The sequence below is a fragment of the uncultured Croceicoccus sp. genome (genome assembly GCF_947496385.1).
GTDB lineage: Bacteria > Pseudomonadota > Alphaproteobacteria > Sphingomonadales > Sphingomonadaceae > Croceicoccus.
On sequence record NZ_CANMCP010000006.1, the window covers coordinates 73,462 to 93,721 of the forward strand.

Here is a 20,260-nt window from a genome sequence, read left to right on the forward strand (position 1 = left end):
CGTGTGCCAAGGGGGTGGCGCATCGCGGGATCGCGCCCTATGGGCGGGCGCATCTGTTGCAGGAGCTTTTCGCATGCGTATCGCCATCGCCTCCGACCATGCCGCCGTCGCGTTGAAGGCGGAATTGCGCGACTGGCTGATCGAGCAGGGGCACGAGGTCGCCGACCTTGGCCCCGAAACCGACGCGCGTGTCGATTACCCCGATTACGGCTACTCGCTCGCCTCCGTCATCGCCGATGGCACCGCGCAATTTGGCGTGGCGCTGTGCGGTTCGGGCATCGGGATTTCCATGGCGGTGAACCGCAATGCCGCGTGCCGCTGCGCGCTGGTATCCGAACCGCTTTCGGCCGCGCTGGCCCGCGAACACAACGATGCCAATTGCATCGCCATGGGCGCGCGTCTGACCGGGCCGGACATGGCCAAAGCCTGCCTCGACGCCTTTTTTTCGACCGAATTCGGCGGGGGCCGCCATGCGGGCCGCGTCGAAAAGCTGTCCAATCCCTCCTGCTGAACCGCCGATCCCTCTTGTTGCAACGGACCTGATGCCATGACCACCGAAACCGCGATCCGCGCCCCCGGCTTCTTCACCGACGACCTTGCCAGCACCGACGCCGCCGTGGCCGATGCCATCGGCGCCGAATTGAAGCGCGAGCAGAAGCAGATCGAGCTGATCGCTTCGGAAAACATCGTGTCGAAGGCGGTGCTGGAGGCGCAGGGCTCGGTCCTCACCAACAAATATGCCGAGGGCTATCCCGGCAAGCGTTATTACCAGGGCTGCGGCCCGTCCGATGCGGTCGAAACGCTGGCCATCGACCGGGCGAAACAATTGTTCGGCTGCGACTATGCCAATGTGCAGCCGCATTCGGGCGCGCAGGCAAACGGCGCGGTCATGCTCGCCTGTGTAAAGCCGGGCGACACGATCCTGGGGATGAGCCTCGACGCAGGCGGGCATTTGACGCACGGTGCGCGCGCGGCGATGTCGGGCAAATGGTTCAACGCGGTGCAATATGGCGTACGCCGCGACGATCATCTCATCGATTATGACGAGGTCGAACGCCTCGCGACCGAGCATCAGCCCAAGCTGATCATCGCGGGCGGGAGCGCCTATCCCCGCATCATCGATTTTGCCCGCATGCGCGAAATCGCGGACAAGGTGGGCGCGATCCTGCATGTCGACATGGCGCATTTCGCAGGGCTGGTGGCGGCGGGTGCCCACCCCTCCCCCTTCCCCCACGCGCATATCGCGACGACCACCACGCATAAGACTTTGCGCGGACCGCGCGGCGGCATGATCCTCACCAATGACGAGAAGCTTGCGAAGAAGCTGAATTCCGCCGTTTTTCCCGGGCTGCAGGGTGGACCGCTCATGCATGTCATCGCCGCGAAGGCCGTCGCGTTCGGCGAAGCGCTGCGCCCCGAATTCAAGGATTACGCTGCGCGCGTGATCGAAAATGCCCGCACGCTTGCCGCCACGTTGAAGGAGCGCGGCGCCGAGATCGTGTCGGGCGGCACCGATACGCATGTCGTGCTGGTCGACCTGACCCCGCTCGGCGTGACGGGCAAGGATGCGGACGAGGCGCTGGAGCGCGCCGGCATCACCTGCAACAAGAATGGCATCCCGTTCGATCCGCTGCCGCCGGTCAAGACGAGCGGCCTCCGGGTCGGCACGCCGGCCGGCACCACGCGCGGTTTCGGCCCGGCGGAATTCCGCGAGATCGGCAACATGCTGGCCGACGTGCTCGACGGGTTGTGTGCGAAGGGTGAAGAAGGCGACCCCGATGTGGAACGCAATGTCCGTGAACGCGTCGAAGCCTTGTGCGATCGATTTCCGATCTACGCATGAGGAGCTGCTGAGATGAACGATTACGACAAACGCCCGAACGAAGGCATGACGCCCGAAACGAAGACCGCGTTGAAATGGGGTGCGATCGGTGCGTTGATCGCCATTCCGGTGCCGTTCGTCGGCCCGCTCATTGGCGGTGTCGTGGGCGGCGGCCTCGGCTATGCGAAGGCAAAAGGAAAGATCTGATTGCGCTGCCCATTTTGCGCCAACGATAACAGCCAGGTAAAGGACAGCCGCCCGACCGAGGATAACACCGCGATCCGGCGGCGGCGCCAATGCGAAGGCTGCGGCGCCCGCTTTACCACCTTCGAACGCATCCAGCTTCGCGAGATCACTGTGCTCAAAAGCGGCGATCGGCGCGAGGCGTTCGACCGCGCGAAGATCGAGCATGCCGTATCGCTTGCCTGTCGCAAGCGCGACATCGCGCAGGAACGCATCGATCAGCTTGTATCCGGCGTGCAGCGGCAGGTGGAGACCCGCGGCGAGGCGGAAATCGACGCGGCGGCCATCGGCGAAATGGTGATGGAAGGCCTCCGTCAGCTCGATCCGGTCGCCTATATCCGCTTCGCCAGCGTCTATCGCGATTTCAGCGAGGCCCGCGATTTCGAACAATTCGCCAGCGCGGTGACCGGCGCGGCGGCAGAGCCATGACCGCCCCGGTCATCGTGCTCGTGCGTCCGCAGCTGGGCGAAAACATCGGGAAGGCGGCCCGCGCGATGCTCAATTTCGGGCTGGTCGAGATGCGGCTCGTCGCGCCACGCGACGGATGGCCCAATCCTTCGGCCGGACCGGCGGCGGCGGGTGCAGATGTCGTGCTCGAACGCGCGTCCGTGTTCGATACCGTGGCGGACGCGGTGGCCGATTGCGAGCATGTCCACGCGACGACGGTGCGAAAGCGCGGCGTGACGAAGCCCGTGCTCACCCCGGAGGCGGCAGCCGATGCGATGATCCGCCACGAGGGCCGCCATGCGATCCTGTTCGGGCCGGAGCGGTCGGGCCTCGAAACCGATGACGTCGCGCTTGCCCGCAATATCGTGACGGTGCCGATCAATCCGGAGTTCGGATCGCTGAACCTTGCGCAGGCGGTTATCCTGTTGTCCTACGAATGGTCGAAGGCGGCGGGGCGCGAACGCCCCCTCGCCCAACCGACGCAAGAAGACACCCTGCCCCCGGCCCCGCAGGTCGAGCTTGAGGGGATGATCGGGCAGCTTGAAACCATGCTGGAGCCGAAGGGCTATTTCCTGCCGCCGAGCCGGGCGACCGCGACGCGGCGGACCTTGCGCACGATGCTGACCAAGCCTGGCTGGAATACGCTGGAGGTGCGGGCGATGCGCGGGGTGCTCTCGGCGCTGGCGCGAACCCCGCGCGACTGATTCTGGCCCCTACCCGCCGCGGCGCGCGTCCCAGTGCCGCATTTCATACGCGATCGACGTTTCGACCATGTCCTCCCACATGCGGGCGACGAAATCGGCGGGAAGCTCATGGTCCTGTGCTTCGGCCACGGCGGCGTCGATCACCGCACGCTTGCGCGGTTCGTCGCGCACGGCGTCGCGCGTCGGCTTGATCCGGGAGGCCGCGCGCATGTAGGCGAAACGGTCCGCGAGCAGCGCGACGATGCGGCGGTCGGTCTCGTCAACGCCGGCGCGCACCTCGTCCATGGTGGTGCACTGGCTGGCGGGCAATGTCGTTTCGGTCATGCGCCACATCTGCCCGGACCGCGCGCCATTGTCGAGACGCTTGACGCAGCAGCGCATATCTGCGAAAGGCGCGCCACGCAAATTGGCTCCGCACCCCGGTGAAGCGGCAGCCACGGCGGGCATTCCGGCCCGCCGGAGCGATACCGGGTTGAAGCGCCGCCATCCCGGGCGGCGTTTGCATTTTTGAAAGGACATGTCATGTCGAAGCGCAAGAGCGCCAAGCACAAGCTCGATCGCCGGATGGGCGAAAACATCTGGGGTCGTCCCAATTCCCCGGTGAACAAGCGTTCCTACGGCCCCGGTCAGCACGGCCAGCGCCGCAAGAGCAAGGTCAGCGATTTCGGCCTGCAGCTCCGTGCGAAGCAGAAGCTCAAGGGCTATTACGGCGACGTCACGGAAAAGCAGTTCAAGAGCACCTATCAGGAGGCCTCGCGGATCAAGGGCGATACCGGCCAGAACCTGATCGGCCTGCTCGAGCAGCGTCTCGACATGATCGTGTATCGCGCGAAATTCGCGCCGACGATCTTCGCCGCGCGTCAGATCGTCAACCACGGCCACATCAAGGTCAATGGCGTGAAGTGCAACATCCCCTCGCGCCGCTGCTTCGTCGGCGACGTGATCTCGCTCGGCGACAAGGCGAAGGAAATGGCGCTCGTCATCGAGGCGCAGAGCCTGCCCGAGCGTGAAATCCCCGATTACGTGTCGGTCGACGGCGACGACAAGGTGACCTTCACCCGCGTCCCGACCCTCGACGAGGTGCCCTATCCGGTGAAGATGGAGCCCAATCTGGTGGTCGAGTTCTACTCGCGCTGATCGGAATTCCGACACGTTACGAACGATGGAAAGGGCGGGTTTTTCCCGCCCTTTCTCATGGGTCGCGCGCGCCAAATATTTCCCGATGTTTCATTGCGTTTTGCCGGGAACCGTCGACGATGTTTGCGCATTGTTCCGCTACTATGGAATATCGCTTCATCACCCCGAACAAGACCGGCAAATGGTATCCGAGCCTTGCCCTGGCACAGCGGCACGCCTGTTCGATCGGCGCCGGCTATCTCAACGATGGAAGCGGCGAATTCTTCCAGTATTGTGAAACCGAGCTGGAGATGCGCGAAGTCGAACCGGCCGCCGAGACCTCGATCGCCGCGTAGTCCGCAAAAGCGGCTGCTATGTCCGCAGGTAATCGCTCCGGAATTGCGACGCGAATTGCGCGAAACGCCCCGCGCCGATCGCGTCGCGCATCGCCTGCATCAATTGCTGATAAAACGACAGGTTGTGTTCCGTCATCAGCATCGCGCCCAAAATCTCTCCGGAACGGACGAGATGGTGCAGATAGGCCCGCGTATATTTGCCGCAGGTCGCGCAGGAGCAGCGCGGATCGACCGGGTCCGTATCCTCGGCAAAACGTGCGTTGCGAATGTTGATCGGCCCGGTCCAGGTGAATGCCTGCCCGTTGCGGCCCGACCGCGACGGCAGCACGCAATCGAACATGTCGACGCCGCGCTCCACCGCGCCAACTAGATCGTCCGGCTTGCCCACCCCCATGAGGTAGCGGGGCCGGTCATCCGGCAATTGGCCCGGCGCGAAATCGAGCGTGGCGAACATCGCCTCCTGCCCCTCACCCACCGCAAGCCCGCCGATGGCATAGCCGTCAAAGCCGATCTCAGTCAGTTTTTCGGCTGAAATCCGGCGCAGATCCTGTTCAAGCGCGCCCTGTTGTATGCCGAACAGCGCGGCACGTTGGGCGTGTTCACCCCCGGCGTCGAAGCCCTCGCGGCTGCGTCTGGCCCAGCGCATCGACATTTCCATCGAGGCCGCGATGACATCGCGCGACTGATCCGCGCGTGGGCATTCGTCGAACGCCATCACGATGTCGGAGCCGAGCAGGCGCTGTATCTCCATCGACCGCTCCGGGGTCAATGCATGCTTCGAACCGTCGAGATGGCTTTTGAACGTGACCCCTTCCTCGGTGATCTTGCGCAGGTCCGAGAGGCTCATCACCTGATAACCGCCGCTATCGGTCAGGATCGGGCGGTCCCACCCCATGAAGGCATGCAACCCGCCAAGCCGGGCCACGCGCTCCGCCCCGGGCCGCAGCATCAGGTGATAGGTATTGCCGAGGATGATGTCCGCGCCCGTTGCGCGCACGTCCTCCACCTTCATCGCCTTGACCGTGGCGGCGGTGCCGACGGGCATGAAGGCGGGCGTGCGGATCGTGCCGCGCTGCATGGTGATGGCGCCGGTGCGCGCCTGCCCGTCGCGGGCGTCGATGGAGAACAAAAATCGGGTCATGCCGCCGTCCTTAGCCGCGTTGAAACGCCCCGTCACGCCCGGCATCGTCCGCCAGCGAACGGAACGTCACGGACCAGCGGGTCTCCTCCATGGGGAGGATCGAATGCTCCCAATCGCGCCGCGCCTCTCCATCGAGCCGGTAGGCCGCACGCGGATCGAGCGGCACGCTGAACCTTTCGAATCCGCCATCGCGGCGCCGCAGACGCAGCCGCATCTCCGCCGCCGCGCCAAGCGAAAGCCCGATCACCCGCCCGAATTGCGGCCGGTCGCGATGCCATCCGATCCCCGCGCCCGGATCGTAGCGGATGACGAGCGCCTGCTCGAATGCGCCGGGTTCCTCGCCGAACGACGCGGCCACCGTGCCGCGCAACCGCAGCAGCCAGTCCGGCATCGCGTCGCCGCGCCGCAAGCCGCCGCCGGTGAAATCGTAATGCCACCCGAACGAGCGGGTCAGCCGCTTTCCTGTCCATTGCTGAAAGCGAAAGGGTTCCAGGCCGCTGTCGTCGATATGCTGCGCCAACCGGCGTTCCCAATCCGCGTCGATCGCCGGTTCTGCGAGGGTCAGGCCGGGCGGCGCGGCGGGCGGGGTATCGGCGGCGAAAAGGTCGGGCTGAACGGGCATTCCGCGCGATATGGTTGCGCCCCGTGCCCTGCACAATGGGTTCACACGCGGCACGATTGCGCTAAGGCGAAGGGCATGGAACTCGAACTCTGGGTCATCGCGGCCCTCGCCCTTGTTGCGGTGCTCACCGGCTTTATCGATTCGATCGCGGGCGGCGGCGGGCTCATTACCGTGCCCGCGCTCCTGTTCGCGGGCCTGCCGCCGCAACTCGCGCTCGGCACGAACAAGACGCAGTCGATCTTTGCCACCACCATGGCCTTTCGCAATTATATGAAGGCCGGACTCGTCGACTGGCGGAACGAGAAATGGCTGGCGCTGCTGGCGTTTGCGGGCGCGGCGCTGGGTGCTTTCATGGTGCAGCGGATTTCGCCGGCCGTGTTGCAACTTATCGTGCCGCTGTTCCTGATGGCGGTCGCGCTTTACGTGCTGCTTTCGCCGCGCATGGACGACGTTCCCTCGCAGGAGCGCCTGTCGCGGCGGGGATATGCGCCGGTGTCGGCGGGGATCGGGTTCTACGATGGGTTCTTCGGGCCGGGAACGGGAAGCTTCTTTGCCGCATCGCAGGTCGGACTGCGCGGTGAAGGGCTGACGCGGGCGACGGCCAATGCGAAGCTGTTCAACATGATGACCAATCTGGCCAGCGTGCTGCTCTTCGCGTTCGGGGGCAAGATCATCTGGGCCGTGGGGTTGAGCATGGCGGTGGGCTCGATGACCGGCTCGTGGATCGGTTCGCGCTTTGCGGTCAAGCACGGCGCGAAGCTGATCCGGCCGTTGCTCGTCATCATCAGCATTGCGCTGACGGCGCGGCTCCTATGGGACTGGTTCGCGGGCTGACCGCTCAAAAATCGTAGATCAGCGTGAAGCGCGAAAGCGTGTCGGTCTTGAGCGCGCCATCGGGCGGCCCCGTTTCGTGTTGCAGCGAATAGGACAGCCGCGCCTTCAGCCCGTCGCCGATCCCTGCCTCCACCCCACTCAGCGCGTTGAAGCTGCTATTGCCGGCGCGCAGGAACATGTTGGCCTCCTGCGTGACGCCGATGACCTTCGTCACCTGCCAGTCGAGATCCATCGCACCCAGCGCCGCGATGAAACGTTCGCGCCCCTCGGGCACGAGCGTCGCCGAACGCAGCGCCGGCCCGCCCTTCACCGACAATTGCAGCCCATCGCGTTCAAACACGCGATACCCGACCCCGCCGGACGCGGAATAGCGGGAGGTAAATCCCTGAAACCTGTCGCGTTCGTACTGAAACAGCCCGAAGACGAAGCCTTTTTCCGAAAAATTGTAATTGGGTTCATAGGATGCGCGATATTGTTCGCGCGTCGTATTGCCCGAACTGCGCTGATAATCGACGCGGGCGGCGACGCGGTGTTGCCAGTCGATGCCCACGCGTTCGAGCGACAGCGCCCCGGTAAAGCCCGTGTTGCGCGTGTTCCCGGTGGAGCGGAACGCACCGACCTCGCCCTTCCCCTTCCAGTAGTCGAAGAGATGGGCGTTGCGAATCGCCTTTTCCTTGCGCTGCTGCTCTTCGGCGAGGCGCGTGCGGCGGCGATCCTGAAACTCTTGATACAGCGTGTTGATCTCGCGCGTGTCGGCCGGGTGCGTCTGCCGCGCGAGTTCGACCACCGTTTCCACCTTGGCAAGGTCCCCGGTGGCGATGGCCGCCTCCACCATGGCGCGCACCCCGTCGGGCAACGCGGCATGGGCCGGTGCGGGCAGGACGGCGGTTGCGAGGATGAGCGGAGCGGCAGCGGTCTTCATGCCAGCGCGCTTACCAATCAGTCGCGCAGGCGCCAACCGGTCTTGAAGATCCATGCGATGATCGCGATGCACAGCGCCAGGAACGCGAAGGTCAGCCCCGCCGCGACGCCGATGCTGACATCCGCCTCCCCGTAAAAGGTCCAGCGCAGCCCGCTCACCAGATAGACGATCGGATTGAACAGCGCGATGGTGCGCCACGGCGCCGCCAGCATGTCGATCGAATAGAACGTACCGCCCAGGAAGGTCAGCGGCGTGAGCACGAGCAACGGGATCATCTGCAATTTCTCGAACCCTTCGGCCCACAGGCCCAGGATGAACCCGAACAGCGAAAAGGCGCAGGCCACCAATATGATGAAGCCGAAGGCGAGCAACGGATGCTCGATCCGGTAATCGACGAAGATCGTCGCGGTCGCGAGGATGATCGCCGCGAGGATGAGCGATTTCGTCACCGCCGCCCCGATAAAGCCGATGAGCGTTTCGCCCACCCCCACCGGCGCCGACAGCAGCTCGTAAATCGAGCCGGTAAAGCGCGGCATGTAGATGCCGAAACTGGCGTTCGACGTGCTTTCGGACAAAAGCGTGAGCAGGAGCAGGCCCGGTACGATGAAGGCGCCGTAATCCACCCCGCCGACATTGTTCATGCGCCCGCCGATCGCCGCGCCGAACACCACGAAGTAAAGGCAGGTGGTGATGACCGGCGACACGATGGTGCCGAACACGGCCCGCCACGCCCGATACAATTCATTGCGATAGATGGCGAATGCGCCGCGCGCGTTGAAAACGGCGTTCATGCGCCCTGCCCCCCGGAAATACCCTCTTCATTTTGAACGAGATCGACGAAAATATCCTCCAGGCTCGATTCCTTCTGATCGAGCGCGGTGAACACGATCCCCTCGATGGTGAGCGTGCGGGCGAGTTCGGCGACCTCCTGCTTGCCCTTACCCGATCCGTCGCCGCCGCGATAGCACAGCACGCGGCCTTCATCCGCCAGCGTCACGGGAAAACGGTCCAGCGCTTGCGGAACATCGCCCATCGGTTCGGCGAGGGTAAAGCGCGCCTCGGTCCGGCCGAGCCGGGCCATCATCGCGTCCTTTTCATCGACGAGCAGGATGCGCCCCTTGTCGATCACGCCGACCCGGTCGGCCATTTCCTCGGCCTCCTCGATATAATGAGTGGTGAGGATGATGGTCGTGCCATTGTCCCGCAATTGCGCGATGAGCCGCCACATGTCGCGACGCAGCTCCACATCGACGCCCGCGGTCGGTTCGTCGAGGAACAGGAGGTCCGGATCGTGCGACAGCGCCTTTGCGATGAGCACGCGCCGCTTCATCCCGCCCGAAAGCGTGCGGATCTGCGCCTCCCGCTTGTCCCACAACTGAAGCGAGCGCAGCACCGATTCGATCCGCGCCGGGTCCGCCGGCGCCCCGAAAAGCCCGCGGGAATAGGCGATGGACCGGCCCACGGTCTCGAACATGTCGAAGCCCAGCTCCTGCGGCACCAGCCCGATCTTCGCCCGCGCACGGCGCCAATCGTCGGCCATGTCGTGGCCGAATGCGACGATTTGCCCGGAGGTCGGCCGCACCATCCCGCACACCGCCCCGATCAGCGTAGTCTTCCCCGCGCCATTGGGGCCGAGCAGCGCGAAAATCTCGCCCCGGCGTATGGTCAGGTCGGCATTGTCCAGAGCCTTTACCGCAGGCGCGCCGCCGCGCCCCGCATATTGCTTCGTCAGCCCGCGAATTTCGAGAATATCAGTCACGTCCGCTTAGTGGGGCCGCGGCCTGCGCATTACAAGTCAGGGAATGAGAAGCGAGGCGTCGCCATAGCTGTAGAACCGGTAACGCTCCGCAATGGCATGGGCGTAGATCGCCTGCATCCGGTCAAGACCCATCAAGGCGCTGACCAGCATGAAGAGCGTCGACTTGGGCAAATGGAAGTTCGTCATCAGCCCGTCGACGCTGCGGAACCGATAGCCGGGCGTGATGAAAATATCGGTATCCCCCTCGAACGGGCGGATGATGCCGTCCTCACCGCTCGCACTTTCCAGCACGCGCAGCGAGGTCGTGCCCACCGAAATCACCCGTCCGCCGGCCGCGCGCACGGCATTCAACCGGTCCGCGGTCGGCGCATCGATCCGGCCCCATTCCGAATGCATCGCGTGGTCGGCGGTGTCGTCCGCCTTGACCGGAAGAAACGTCCCCGCCCCCACGTGCAGGGTGAGCGTTTCGCGGCCAATCCCGGCGTCGTCGAGCGCGCCGATCAGCTCCGGCGTGAAATGAAGCGCGGCGGTCGGCGCGGCAACGGCGCCGTCCTTCTGCGCGAACATGGTCTGGTAATCCTCGCGGTCCTGCGCATCCGTGCCGCGCTTGCCCGCGATATAGGGGGGCAAGGGCATGGTCCCTGCACGTTCGAGCAGTACCTCGACCGGCTCCTCGCCCGCGAAATACAGCGTCCAGCTGCCATCGTCGTGGCGGGTTTCGGCGGTCGCGGTCACCTCGGCGGGAAAGCGGATCTCGTCCCCCTCGCGCAAGCGCTTCGCATTCTTGACGAAGGCCTGCCACCGGCGCAGGTCCACCCGCTTGTGCAGCGTGGCACCGATCCGCGCCTCGCCGCGATAGCCTTCGAGCCGGGCGGGAATGACGCGCGTATCGTTGAACACCAGCACGTCCCCGCGCCGCAGCACATGCGGCAGGTCGCGGACGCCGGCATCGCGAATGCCGACCGCTCCCTCTGCGACGAGCATGCGCGCGGCATCGCGCGGCCGCGCCGGACGCAGCGCTATGTTTTCGGGCGGAAGTTCGAAATCGAAAAGGTCGACACGCATGGCGCGCCCTTAGGCCGGGCGCGCCGCATTTGCAAAGCGCAGGATTCTGCAAACCGCGCGATGGCGCCGGCGGTTACTCGCCTGCGTCCTCCACCGGCGCGTTCAGCATGTCGGCGGTCACGTCGCTCGTCGGCGCGGTGTTGACCGCCGGACGCGGTGCGTTCTCGCTGCCGAGCGAGGCCTGCACGATGCGCGTCGGGTTGGCGGGCGGTTCGCCGCGATTGATCGCGTCGGCATATTCCATGCCGCCGATCACCCGCCCGAAATTGGTATAATCCCGGTCGAGCGCCATGCGCGGGTAGAACACGATGAAGAACTGGCTATTGGCCGAATCGGGATCCTGCGTCCGTGCCATCGACACCGTCCCGCGCAAATGGGGCACGCGATTGAATTCGGACTTCAGATCGGGGAGCGAGGAACCGCCATTGCCGGTGCCCGTCGGGTCGCCGGTCTGTGCCATGAAACCGTCGATCACGCGGTGAAACGTGACGCCGTCGTAAAACCCTTCGCGGGTCAGCGTCTTGATCCGCTCGACATGCGTCGGCGCCCATTCGGGTTTCAGCCGGATCGTCACCCGCCCGCCATTCGACAGGTCGAGCAGCAGGACATTGTCGGGATCGACGCTCGCATCGGTCTCGATCTGGAAATAGGTGGGGCCGATCGCCGGCGCGATGGCGGGCCGGTCGGCGCGCGATGCCGGCGCAGCCTGCGCGGGCGCGTCCTGCGGCACTGTATCCTGCGCCGTGGCCGAGGTGGCCGCGAACAGGGACGTGGCCATGGCCAGACCGGTCAGCATGCGAAATTTCATTGCAGTGTCGTTCCTGTATCGACGCATAGGGAAGGCTTGCGGGTAGAGGCGCGATGCTGACGATACAATGAATATCGCGCGCGCGATCGCAGGCGCCTATCGCCGGCCTGCTGCGTCAGTAATCGCCCTTCTGCCCGTCGCGCGCGACGCGGGCCACGACTTCGCCGCGCACGTGATCGCTCACGAAAGGGGTGATATCGCCGCCGAACCAGGCGATTTCCTTGACCAGCTTCGACGCGATCGGTTGAAGGCCGACGTCCGCCATGAGGAAGATCGTCTCGATATTGTCATTGAGCTGCTGATTCATGCCGGCCATCTGATATTCGTACTCGAAATCCGCGACGGCGCGCAGGCCGCGCACGATGAGGCTCGCGCCCTCCGCCTCGGCAAATTTCATCAGCAGCGCGTTGAAGCCGACCACGCTCACATTGTCGATTTCCATGGCCGCGATCTCGCTTTCCACCATGGCGATCCGCTCGTCCGGGCTGAACATGGGGTTTTTCGACGGGTTGGTGGTGACCCCGATGATCAACCTGTCGACAAGCTTTGCCCCGCGGCGGATGATGTCGCAATGGCCGCGCGTGATCGGGTCGAACGTGCCGGGGTAGACCCCAATTCTTGGTTCACTCATCGCTTCGGCTCCCCCCCCTTCCGACGTTATTTTTTTCGTTCGATGACGAATTGCGCCAGTGCGCGCAGAAGATCCGCCTCGTGGTCATAGACGGCGAGATGGCCGATCGCCTGCGTGATCAGGGCCTGCGCCTGCTCGCGCGCGCGTTCGGGGCCGAGCAGCGAAACAAAAGTCGCCTTGCCCGCCTTCGCATCCTTGCGCAGCGCCTTTCCGGCGAGCGCCTCGTCCCCTTCGTGGTCGAGCAGGTCGTCCGCAATCTGAAACGCAAGGCCGATGTCGTGCGCATAAAGCCTGAGCGGGGTGCGCGCATCCACCGGCACCCGGCCTAGGATCGCGCCCATTTCCACAGACGCGCCGAGCAATGCCCCCGTCTTGAGCTGTTGCAGGCGCGTGACCGTCGGCAAGTCGAAGCTCTGCTCTTCGGCGACGATATCCATCATCTGCCCGCCGGCCATGCCTGCCGACCCACTCGCCCCCGCCAGCGTCATCACGAGTTCGGCGCGCAGGACCGGGTCGGTGACGATATCGGGCGCGCCCAGAATCTCGAACGCCAGAGCATGCAGCGAATCGCCCGCGAGCACAGCCGTGCCCACGTCGAAGGCGCGATGGGCCGTCGGCTTGCCATGGCGCAGATCGTCGTCGTCCATGCACGGCAGGTCGTCATGCACCAGCGAATAGGCGTGGATCGCCTCGATCGCGCAGCCGACCCGGACGGCCACATCGCGCGACACGCCGAACATTTCCGCCACGGCGACGCAGAGCAGCGGACGCACCCGCTTGCCCCCGCCGATCGCGGCATAGCGCATCGCCTCGATCAGCCGTTTGCGCGCATCGTCCGGCACCGGCAGCATCGCATCGAAACAGGCGTCGACCTCGCCCGCGATACGGGTCAGCGCGCCCGAAAGGCTGTTGCTGATGTCCGTCACGCGGGCCGGCCCGTCATCGCCATGGTCAACCCTGCGCCTCGTCAAAGGGGCGGGTCGCGGTCGGCTTTCCCTCGGCATCGGCGACGATCGCCTCGATCCGGGCCTGCGCCGCGTCGAGCCGCGACTGGCAATGCTTGCGCAATTTTTCGCCGCGTCCGTAAAGCGCAATCGATTCGTCGAGCCCGGCGTCCCCGCTTTCCAGCTTGCGGACCGTATCCTCAAGCTGCTTCAGCGCCTGCTCGTAGCTCAGCGCGGCGATATCGTGGTTGCCCTCGTCCATGGCGCGCAGCTTTGGCGGGGCGCGGCGTCACGGTCAAGCCTGCGGATGGAGGAACGCTCCGCCATGGCTGCGGCAAAAATGCTGGCAGTCGGCGCGCGGCGTGGCTAAGGCGCGGCGCATGGCTGAAATCACTTCCGACGTCGTCGAGGCCCATGGCCTTTCCCCCGAAGAATACGAGCGCGTGCTCGGCGCCCTGGGCCGTGAGCCCAATCTTGTCGAGCTGGGCATATTCTCGGTCATGTGGTCGGAACATTGCAGTTACAAAAGCAGCCGCTTCCACCTGAAGAAGCTTCCGACCGAAGCTGACTGGGTCATCTGCGGTCCGGGTGAGAATGCCGGCGTCATCGAAATCGGCGACGGACCGGACGGGACGAAGCTGGCCGCGATCTTCAAGATGGAGAGCCACAACCACCCCAGCTATATCGAGCCGTATCAGGGCGCGGCGACGGGTGTGGGCGGGATCCTGCGCGACGTGTTCACCATGGGCGCGCGCCCGGTCGCCAACATGAACGCGCTGCGTTTCGGCCGGCCCGACCACCCGAAAATGAAGCATCTGGTGCAGGGCGTCGTGGCCGGCATCGGTGGATACGGCAATTGCGTGGGCGTGCCGACCGTGGGCGGGGAGACGAATTTCGACCCGGCCTATGACGGCAATATCCTCGTCAATGCGATGACGGTGGGCGTCGCCGATGCGGACCGGATATTCTACTCCGCCGCGACGGGCGTGGGCAATCCCATCGTCTATGTCGGGTCGAAGACCGGGCGCGACGGCATCCACGGCGCCACCATGGCCAGCGCGGATTTCGGCGACGACATCGAGGAAAAGCGCCCCACCGTGCAGGTTGGCGATCCCTTCGTGGAAAAGCTGCTGATCGAGGCGTGCCTGGAGCTCATGGCGACGGACGCCATCGTCGCGATTCAGGACATGGGCGCCGCCGGCCTCACCAGCAGCAGCGTCGAGATGGCCACCAATGGCAAGACCGGCATACGGCTCGACATGGATGCCGTGCCCTGCCGCGAGGACGGCATGACGCCCTATGAAATGATGCTGTCCGAAAGCCAGGAGCGCATGCTCATGGTCCTCAAACCCGGACGCGAGGCGCAGGCCGAGGCGATCTTCCGCAAGTGGGAGCTCGATTTCGCGGTCATCGGCGAAGTCACCGATACGCAGCGGATGGAGCTGACCTTCGGCGGGGAAACGGTATGCGACATTCCGCTCGGCCCGCTCGCCGACGATGCGCCCGAATATGAACGCCCCTTCATGTCTGACGCGGAATACAAGGGATGGGCCGGCGTGGCCCCGCTCGGCGATATACCCGAAAGCGACGTGGGCGCCGACCTGCTGCGCCTGATGGGGACGCCCGCCCTCGCCTCGCGCCGGTGGATCTGGGAGCAATACGATTCGCAGGTCGGCGCCGACACGATGCAGAAATCGGGCGGCGATGCGGCGGTGGTGCGCGTCCACGGCACGGACAAGGCGCTCGCCATGACGACCGATTGCACCCCGCGCTATTGCTATGCCGATCCGTACGAAGGCGGCAAGCAGGCCATTGCCGAGGCCTATCGCAATCTGTGCGCGGTCGGTGCGCGGCCGCTCGCGGTGACCAATTGCCTCAATTTCGGCAATCCGCAGCGCCCCGAGATCATGGCGCAATTCGTCGGCTGTCTGAACGGCATGGGCGATGCGTGTCGCGCGCTCGATTTCCCGATCGTGTCCGGCAATGTCAGCCTTTATAACGAGAGCAAGGCGACCGGCGGCGGCAGCGCGATCCTGCCCACGCCGGCGATTGGCGGGGTTGGCCTGCTCGACGATCTTTCGATCATGGCGACCATCGCGTTTGCCAACGAAGGCGATGCCATCTGGCTTGTCGGCGGCGAAGGCACCGACCTTGGCCAGTCGGTGTGGCTGCGCGAAATGCACGGGCGGACGGCGGGCGATGCGCCGCGCGTCGACCTTGCCGAGGAGGCGCGCAATGGCGCCATGGTGCGCGAGGCCATCGCCAATGGCACGGCCGGCGCCGTCCATGACGTAAGCGATGGCGGATTGCTTGTCGCGCTGGCCGAAATGGCGATGGCGGGCGGCATGGGCTGCACGCTCGATGCCCCGCTCGACGCCGCGCGCGCCTTTGCCGAGGATCAGGGCCGCTATGTCGTCACGACCGCGGCCGATGCGACCTTGCCGGATGCGGTGCGCATCGGGACGGTGGGCGGCGACGCGGTTGCGGGCGTTTCACTCGCCGCGCTGCGCGATGCACATGACAGCTTTTTCCGCGAATGGATGGCGGGTTAGTCGACCCACTCCGCCTTGGGAATGTCGAACAGTTCGAGCACGGCGGTAAGATCGCCGCGCTCGATCCAGCCATTGGCCGCCTCCCGCGCCTTGGGCTTCGCGCGATAGGCGATGCCGTAATCGGCAGCCTGCAGCATGGGAATGTCGTTCGCGCCATCCCCCATGGCGAGGCTGCGCGCATTATCGCCCAGCCGGTCCATCTCCTCACGCAGGGTCCGCGCCTTCACGCCCGAATCCACGATAGCGGAGGCAAGCTTTCCCGTCAGCCGCCCGTCCGCGATGCCGAGCCGGTTGCCGACCACCCGTTCAAAGCCGATCATGTCCGCCACCGGGTCGGCGAAACTGTGGAAACCGCCGGTCACCAACACGGTATGGGCACCGCGCGAACGCAGCGTCTGCACCAGCTTGCGCGCGCCGCGCACCGGCTCGATCCGCTCGGCCAGGCATTGCGCGATGGTATCCTCCGCCAATCCCGCCAGCAGCCCGACCCGCTCGGTCAGCGCCGCCTCGAAATCGAGTTCGCCGCGCATGGCCCGCTCGGTAATGGCGGAAATCTCGTCCTTCAGCCCGGCAAAATCGGCGAGTTCGTCGATGCATTCCTGTCCGATCATGGTGGAATCCATGTCGGAGATCAGCAGGTGCGGCACCTCGATCGGGCGGTCCGACATCAACAGATCGCACGGGCCGAATGCCTGATCCAGAATGGCCGCGACCGCCGATGGCTCACCCTCGGGCAGGGAAATCTGGAGAACGTCGCCGCAAAAATCCATCATCTGCGCGCCCGCTATCGTCCAGCCGCGTTCGGCGAGTTTCGCCCCCGCGGTGTCGAGGCCGGTTTCCAGTTTCGCGCTGTCTGCTATCAATCGGGCAATGAGCAAGGCTTCGAACTCCGCAGATGATGGTGGCGCCGGCCATCCGGTTGGCGCGCCGCAGGATGGCAAGCCGCCGCTCGCGCTCATCGCAGGACCGACGGCCAGCGGCAAGAGCGATTGCGCCGTCGCACTCGCGCAGGCCGCCGAGCGTTCGGGCACGCGGGCCGTCATCATCAATGCCGACAGCGCTCAGGTCTATGCCGATCTGCGCGTACTGTCCGCCCGGCCGTCGGTTGCGGAAATGGGCGGGATCGAACACCGGCTGTTCGGCGCGTGGGATGGCGCGGCGCCATGCTCCGCCGCGGATTGGGCCGATGCGGCGCGCCGTGAAATCGCCGAGGCGCATCGGGCCGGCGCCCTGCCCATCCTTGTCGGCGGGACCGGGCTTTATCTGCGCAGCCTGATCGACGGCATTGCGCCCGTTCCGGCCATTGATCCCGCGATCCGCGCGGCCGTGCGCGCCCTCCGCGTGGACGAGGCCCATGCCGCTCTCGTCCATGAGGATGCGGAGGCCGCCGCCCGCCTCGCCCCCGCCGATACGACTCGGGTCGCCCGCGCGCTGGAGGTCGTGCGGTCCACCGGGGTTCCACTGCGGCAATGGCAGGCGGCCAAGGCGGGCGGCATCGGCGACGGGGTTGCGCTTGCGGCGTTCATCCTCCTTCCCGAGCGGGAGGAACTGTTTGAACGATGCGACCGCCGGTTTGCAACGATGATGGAGCATGGCGCCGTCGCCGAGGTCGAGGCTCTATTGTCGCGCAGGCTGGATCCTGCGCTTCCGGTCATGCGGGCCATCGGCGTCCCGGAAATATCCGCATGGCTGCGCGGAACCTGCACGCGCGAGGAAGCGATTGCGGCCGGCGCGCAGGCGACTCGCCGCTATGCCAAGCGGCAATTCACCTGGTTCCGTCACCAACCCCCCGCCGATTGGCAGAGGCTCGCATGGGAATCGAACACGGCGGATGCTAATTTTGCAATAATGTTGCGTAGCTTAGGATTGACATGACATTACATTTCACTTAGCAGCCGCCCATCGAATGCTTTCACACGGGCCCGGACGATATGCGTCCGGGCCTGCTGTTTTAGGCAGACGAATTTGTTCGAGTGATGGAGAATGCACGTGACCAGCCGCACCGGCGCCGAAACATTGATGGACAGCCTCGTCGCGCAGGGTGTCGAAGTGGTATTCGGCTATCCCGGCGGCGCGGTGCTTCCCATCTATGACGCATTGTTCAACGATTCCCGCATCCGCCACGTCCTCGTCCGGCACGAGGCCGGCGCCGCCCATGCGGCGGAGGGTTACGCGCGTTCCACCGGGAAACCCGGCGTCGTGCTCGTCACCTCCGGCCCCGGCGCGACCAATGCGGTGACGGGCATTGCGGACGCGTTCATGGATTCGATCCCCATGGTCGTCCTGTCGGGACAGGTCGCGACCGCGATGATCGGCACAGACGCGTTTCAGGAAGCCGATACCGTCGGCATCACGCGCCATTGCACCAAGCATAACTATCTGGTGAAGGATCCGGCCGATCTCGCCGCCACGGTGGAGGAAGCGTTCCAGATCGCGACCACGGGCCGCCCCGGCCCCGTCGTGATCGACATTCCCAAGGACGTGCAGGTCGCCGAACAGCCCGCCACCCGGTCCGAACCCAAGACGCGCGAAGCCCATCGCCGCTACGTGCCGGCCTCGCTCGGGGCCGACGACGCGATCGCCCGCGCGGTCGAGCTGTTGTCCGGCGCGCGCGCGCCCGTGCTCTACACCGGCGGCGGGGTCATCAATTCGGGGCCGGAGGCATCGCGGCTCCTGCGCGAATTGCAGGAGATGAGCGGCGCGCCCGTCACCTCCACGCTGATGGGCCTGGGCAGTTTCCCGGCGCAGCATCCGGCCTGGCTCGGCATGCTGGGCATGCATGGCACGTATGAAGCGAACATGACGATGAACCGCGCCGATCTCATCCTGTGCGTCGGCGCGCGTTTCGACGACCGCGTGACGGGCAAGATCGACGATTTCGCACCCGATGCGACAAAGATCCACATCGACATCGACCGGTCCTCGATCAACAAGACGGTGGAGGTCGACCTCGCCATCGTGGGCGATTGCGCGCGCGTCCTGCAACAGATCATCGACCAGTGGCGCAATACCGGCAAGACGCCGCAGGATCTGTCCGAGTGGTATGCCCGGATCGAGGGGTGGCGGGCGCGTCATTCGCTGGAATATCCCAAGTCGGACAGCGAAATCATGCCGCAGCACGCGATCGAGCGTCTGTTCGAGCTGACCCGCCACCGCGACCCGATCATCAGCACCGAGGTCGGCCAGCATCAGATGTGGGCCGCGCAGCATTTCCATTTCTTCGAGCCCAACAAATGGCTGACCAGTGGCGGGCTCGGCACGATGGGCTATGGCCTGCCCGCCGCCATCGGGGCGCAAATCGGCAATCCCGATGCGCTGGTCATCGACATTGCGGGCGAAGCGTCGATCCAGATGAACATTCAGGAGATGGGCACGGCGAGCCAGTATCGCCTCCCGGTCAAGGTGTTCGTGCTCAACAACGAATTCATGGGCATGGTCCGGCAGTGGCAGGAGCTGACCTATGAAAGCCGCTATTCCAACAGCTATTCGGAATCGCTGCCCGATTTCGTGAAGCTCGCCGAGGCTTACGGCTGGAAGGGGATCCTGATCGACGACCCGGCCGAACTCGACGCGGGGATCGAGGCCATGATCGCGCATGACGGCCCGGTCATCGTCGATTGCCGCGTCGCGAAGCTTGCCAATTGCCTGCCGATGTTCCGTTCGGGCGCGGCGCACACCGACATGCTGCTCTACGGGGACGAAGCCCCCGCCGCAGTCACCGAAGAAGCGAGGGCCGCGGTATGACCGATCTCGACACCCGTCCGTCCGAACGCCACGTTCTCGCCATCACGGTTGACAATGAAAGCGGCATCCTCGCCAAGATCGCCGGGCTTTTCACCGCGCGCGGCTATAATATCGACAGCCTGACCGTGGCCGATATTTCCGAGGATCACGAGATCAGCCGGATCACCATCGTGACCCATGGCCCGCCCAAGGTCATCGACCAGATCCATGCGCAGCTGGGCCGGCTCATCCCCGTGCACAAGGTCGACGACCTCACCGAGCTTGGCCCGCATGTCGAACGCGAGCTTGCGCTCGTGAAGGTGGCGGGCAAGGGCGACAACCGGGTCGAGGCGCTGCGCCTCGCCGATGTGTTCCGTGCCAAGGTCGTCGATTCCACGACCGAGAGCTTCATCTTCGAGATTACCGGCGCACCGGAAAAGATCGACAGCTTCGTCGCATTGATGCGCGGGCTGGGCCTGGTCGAGGTGGGGCGCACCGGCATCGTCGGCATGATGCGCGGCATCGACTGACCCTTTTTCGACAACACCCGAACGACGGCGCCTGCGGGCGC

At 65.2% G+C, this 20,260-nt stretch carries 24 protein-coding genes; 12 read left to right on the plus strand and 12 right to left on the minus strand.

The annotated features are described in order from the left end of the window. Positions 1 to 73 precede the first annotated feature (73 nt). From rpiB to Q0897_RS10865, 5 genes are read left to right on the plus strand one after another with little or no spacing between them, the layout of a single operon-like run. The gene (gene rpiB / locus Q0897_RS10845; protein WP_299309467.1) at positions 74 to 511 is read left to right on the plus strand and encodes a ribose 5-phosphate isomerase B; all 438 of its coding nucleotides are present in this window, start codon (positions 74 to 76) and stop codon (positions 509 to 511) included. Positions 512 to 547: 36 nt separating this feature from the next. Continuing rightward, positions 548 to 1,843 (plus strand): serine hydroxymethyltransferase, encoded by a 1,296-nt coding sequence (glyA, locus tag Q0897_RS10850; protein WP_299309469.1) that lies wholly within the window; start codon positions 548 to 550, stop codon positions 1,841 to 1,843. Between the two features lie 12 nt (positions 1,844 to 1,855). After that, positions 1,856 to 2,029 carry a hypothetical protein gene (locus Q0897_RS10855; protein ID WP_299309470.1) on the plus strand — a complete coding sequence of 58 codons (174 nt, stop codon included), beginning with the start codon at positions 1,856 to 1,858 and terminating at the stop codon, positions 2,027 to 2,029. Then, complete coding sequence (nrdR, locus tag Q0897_RS10860; RefSeq protein WP_299309472.1) at positions 2,030 to 2,494, plus strand: transcriptional regulator NrdR; 465 nt, start codon at positions 2,030 to 2,032, stop codon at positions 2,492 to 2,494. It abuts the gene before it with no gap. Beyond that, complete coding sequence (locus tag Q0897_RS10865; protein WP_299309473.1) at positions 2,491 to 3,216, plus strand: TrmH family RNA methyltransferase; 726 nt, start codon at positions 2,491 to 2,493, stop codon at positions 3,214 to 3,216. Before nrdR ends, Q0897_RS10865 begins: the two co-directional genes overlap by 4 nt. A 9-nt stretch (positions 3,217 to 3,225) precedes the next feature. Here Q0897_RS10865 and Q0897_RS10870 read toward each other — a convergent pair whose 3' ends face one another. Further along, a complete protein-coding gene (locus Q0897_RS10870) occupies positions 3,226 to 3,540 on the minus strand; it encodes a chorismate mutase (RefSeq protein WP_299309474.1) in 315 nt (104 codons plus the stop codon). Between the two features lie 198 nt (positions 3,541 to 3,738). Between Q0897_RS10870 and rpsD the strand changes: the two genes are divergently transcribed. Both rpsD and Q0897_RS10880 read left to right on the plus strand, forming a co-directional pair. Further along, a complete protein-coding gene (gene rpsD, locus Q0897_RS10875; protein ID WP_202084797.1) occupies positions 3,739 to 4,353 on the plus strand; it encodes a 30S ribosomal protein S4 in 615 nt (204 codons plus the stop codon). Positions 4,354 to 4,496: 143 nt separating this feature from the next. After that, positions 4,497 to 4,688, plus strand: a complete 192-nt coding sequence (locus Q0897_RS10880; protein ID WP_299309477.1) for a hypothetical protein — start codon at positions 4,497 to 4,499, stop codon at positions 4,686 to 4,688. A 16-nt stretch (positions 4,689 to 4,704) separates the two neighbouring features. On the opposite strand, the gene tgt is transcribed toward Q0897_RS10880, so the two are convergent. Continuing rightward, the gene (gene tgt, locus Q0897_RS10885) at positions 4,705 to 5,829 is read right to left on the minus strand and encodes a tRNA guanosine(34) transglycosylase Tgt (RefSeq protein WP_299309478.1); all 1,125 of its coding nucleotides are present in this window, start codon (positions 5,827 to 5,829) and stop codon (positions 4,705 to 4,707) included. 10 nt (positions 5,830 to 5,839) lie between these two features. Beyond that, positions 5,840 to 6,451, minus strand: a complete 612-nt coding sequence (locus Q0897_RS10890; protein WP_299309480.1) for an alpha-ketoglutarate-dependent dioxygenase AlkB — start codon at positions 6,449 to 6,451, stop codon at positions 5,840 to 5,842. Positions 6,452 to 6,526: 75 nt separating this feature from the next. Between Q0897_RS10890 and Q0897_RS10895 the strand changes: the two genes are divergently transcribed. Continuing rightward, a complete protein-coding gene (locus tag Q0897_RS10895; RefSeq protein ID WP_299309482.1) occupies positions 6,527 to 7,285 on the plus strand; it encodes a TSUP family transporter in 759 nt (252 codons plus the stop codon). 4 nt (positions 7,286 to 7,289) lie between these two features. Here Q0897_RS10895 and Q0897_RS10900 read toward each other — a convergent pair whose 3' ends face one another. The 8 genes from Q0897_RS10900 to Q0897_RS10935 form a co-directional block, all read right to left on the minus strand. Further along, the gene (locus Q0897_RS10900; RefSeq protein ID WP_299309483.1) at positions 7,290 to 8,207 is read right to left on the minus strand and encodes a DUF481 domain-containing protein; all 918 of its coding nucleotides are present in this window, start codon (positions 8,205 to 8,207) and stop codon (positions 7,290 to 7,292) included. Positions 8,208 to 8,224: 17 nt separating this feature from the next. Further along, positions 8,225 to 8,998, minus strand: coding sequence for an ABC transporter permease (locus Q0897_RS10905; RefSeq protein WP_299309484.1), 774 nt, complete (start codon positions 8,996 to 8,998; stop codon positions 8,225 to 8,227). Beyond that, complete coding sequence (locus Q0897_RS10910; protein ID WP_299309486.1) at positions 8,995 to 9,966, minus strand: ABC transporter ATP-binding protein; 972 nt, start codon at positions 9,964 to 9,966, stop codon at positions 8,995 to 8,997. The genes Q0897_RS10905 and Q0897_RS10910 overlap by 4 nt, the downstream gene beginning before the upstream one ends. A 36-nt stretch (positions 9,967 to 10,002) precedes the next feature. Further along, a complete protein-coding gene (gene queA / locus Q0897_RS10915; RefSeq protein ID WP_299309487.1) occupies positions 10,003 to 11,031 on the minus strand; it encodes a tRNA preQ1(34) S-adenosylmethionine ribosyltransferase-isomerase QueA in 1,029 nt (342 codons plus the stop codon). Between the two features lie 73 nt (positions 11,032 to 11,104). After that, positions 11,105 to 11,839 (minus strand): peptidylprolyl isomerase, encoded by a 735-nt coding sequence (locus Q0897_RS10920; RefSeq protein ID WP_299309488.1) that lies wholly within the window; start codon positions 11,837 to 11,839, stop codon positions 11,105 to 11,107. A 115-nt stretch (positions 11,840 to 11,954) separates the two neighbouring features. Beyond that, a complete protein-coding gene (gene coaD / locus Q0897_RS10925; protein ID WP_299309489.1) occupies positions 11,955 to 12,470 on the minus strand; it encodes a pantetheine-phosphate adenylyltransferase in 516 nt (171 codons plus the stop codon). 26 nt (positions 12,471 to 12,496) lie between these two features. Further along, the gene (locus Q0897_RS10930; RefSeq protein WP_299309491.1) at positions 12,497 to 13,396 is read right to left on the minus strand and encodes a polyprenyl synthetase family protein; all 900 of its coding nucleotides are present in this window, start codon (positions 13,394 to 13,396) and stop codon (positions 12,497 to 12,499) included. A 25-nt stretch (positions 13,397 to 13,421) separates the two neighbouring features. Next, entirely contained in the window at positions 13,422 to 13,676 is a 255-nt protein-coding gene (locus Q0897_RS10935; protein ID WP_299309493.1) for an exodeoxyribonuclease VII small subunit, read from the minus strand. 118 nt (positions 13,677 to 13,794) lie between these two features. On the opposite strand from Q0897_RS10935, the gene purL reads away from it, so the two are divergent. After that, positions 13,795 to 15,966: a phosphoribosylformylglycinamidine synthase subunit PurL gene (gene purL, locus Q0897_RS10940; RefSeq protein ID WP_299309494.1), complete on the plus strand. Its 2,172-nt coding sequence runs from the start codon at positions 13,795 to 13,797 to the stop codon at positions 15,964 to 15,966. On the opposite strand, the gene serB is transcribed toward purL, so the two are convergent. Beyond that, positions 15,963 to 16,844 (minus strand): phosphoserine phosphatase SerB, encoded by an 882-nt coding sequence (gene serB / locus Q0897_RS10945; RefSeq protein WP_299309495.1) that lies wholly within the window; start codon positions 16,842 to 16,844, stop codon positions 15,963 to 15,965. The genes purL and serB overlap by 4 nt on opposite strands. Here serB and miaA point away from each other — a divergent pair. From miaA to ilvN, 3 genes are all read left to right on the plus strand, one after another. Further along, complete coding sequence (gene miaA / locus Q0897_RS10950; protein ID WP_299309497.1) at positions 16,837 to 17,841, plus strand: tRNA (adenosine(37)-N6)-dimethylallyltransferase MiaA; 1,005 nt, start codon at positions 16,837 to 16,839, stop codon at positions 17,839 to 17,841. The genes serB and miaA overlap by 8 nt on opposite strands. Before the next feature lie 108 nt (positions 17,842 to 17,949). After that, positions 17,950 to 19,710 carry a biosynthetic-type acetolactate synthase large subunit gene (gene ilvB, locus Q0897_RS10955; protein WP_299309498.1) on the plus strand — a complete coding sequence of 587 codons (1,761 nt, stop codon included), beginning with the start codon at positions 17,950 to 17,952 and terminating at the stop codon, positions 19,708 to 19,710. After that, on the plus strand, positions 19,707 to 20,219 hold the full coding sequence (gene ilvN, locus Q0897_RS10960) for an acetolactate synthase small subunit (protein WP_202084828.1): 513 nt from the start codon (positions 19,707 to 19,709) through the stop codon (positions 20,217 to 20,219). The genes ilvB and ilvN overlap by 4 nt, the downstream gene beginning before the upstream one ends. The last annotated feature ends 41 nt before the right edge of the window (positions 20,220 to 20,260 follow it).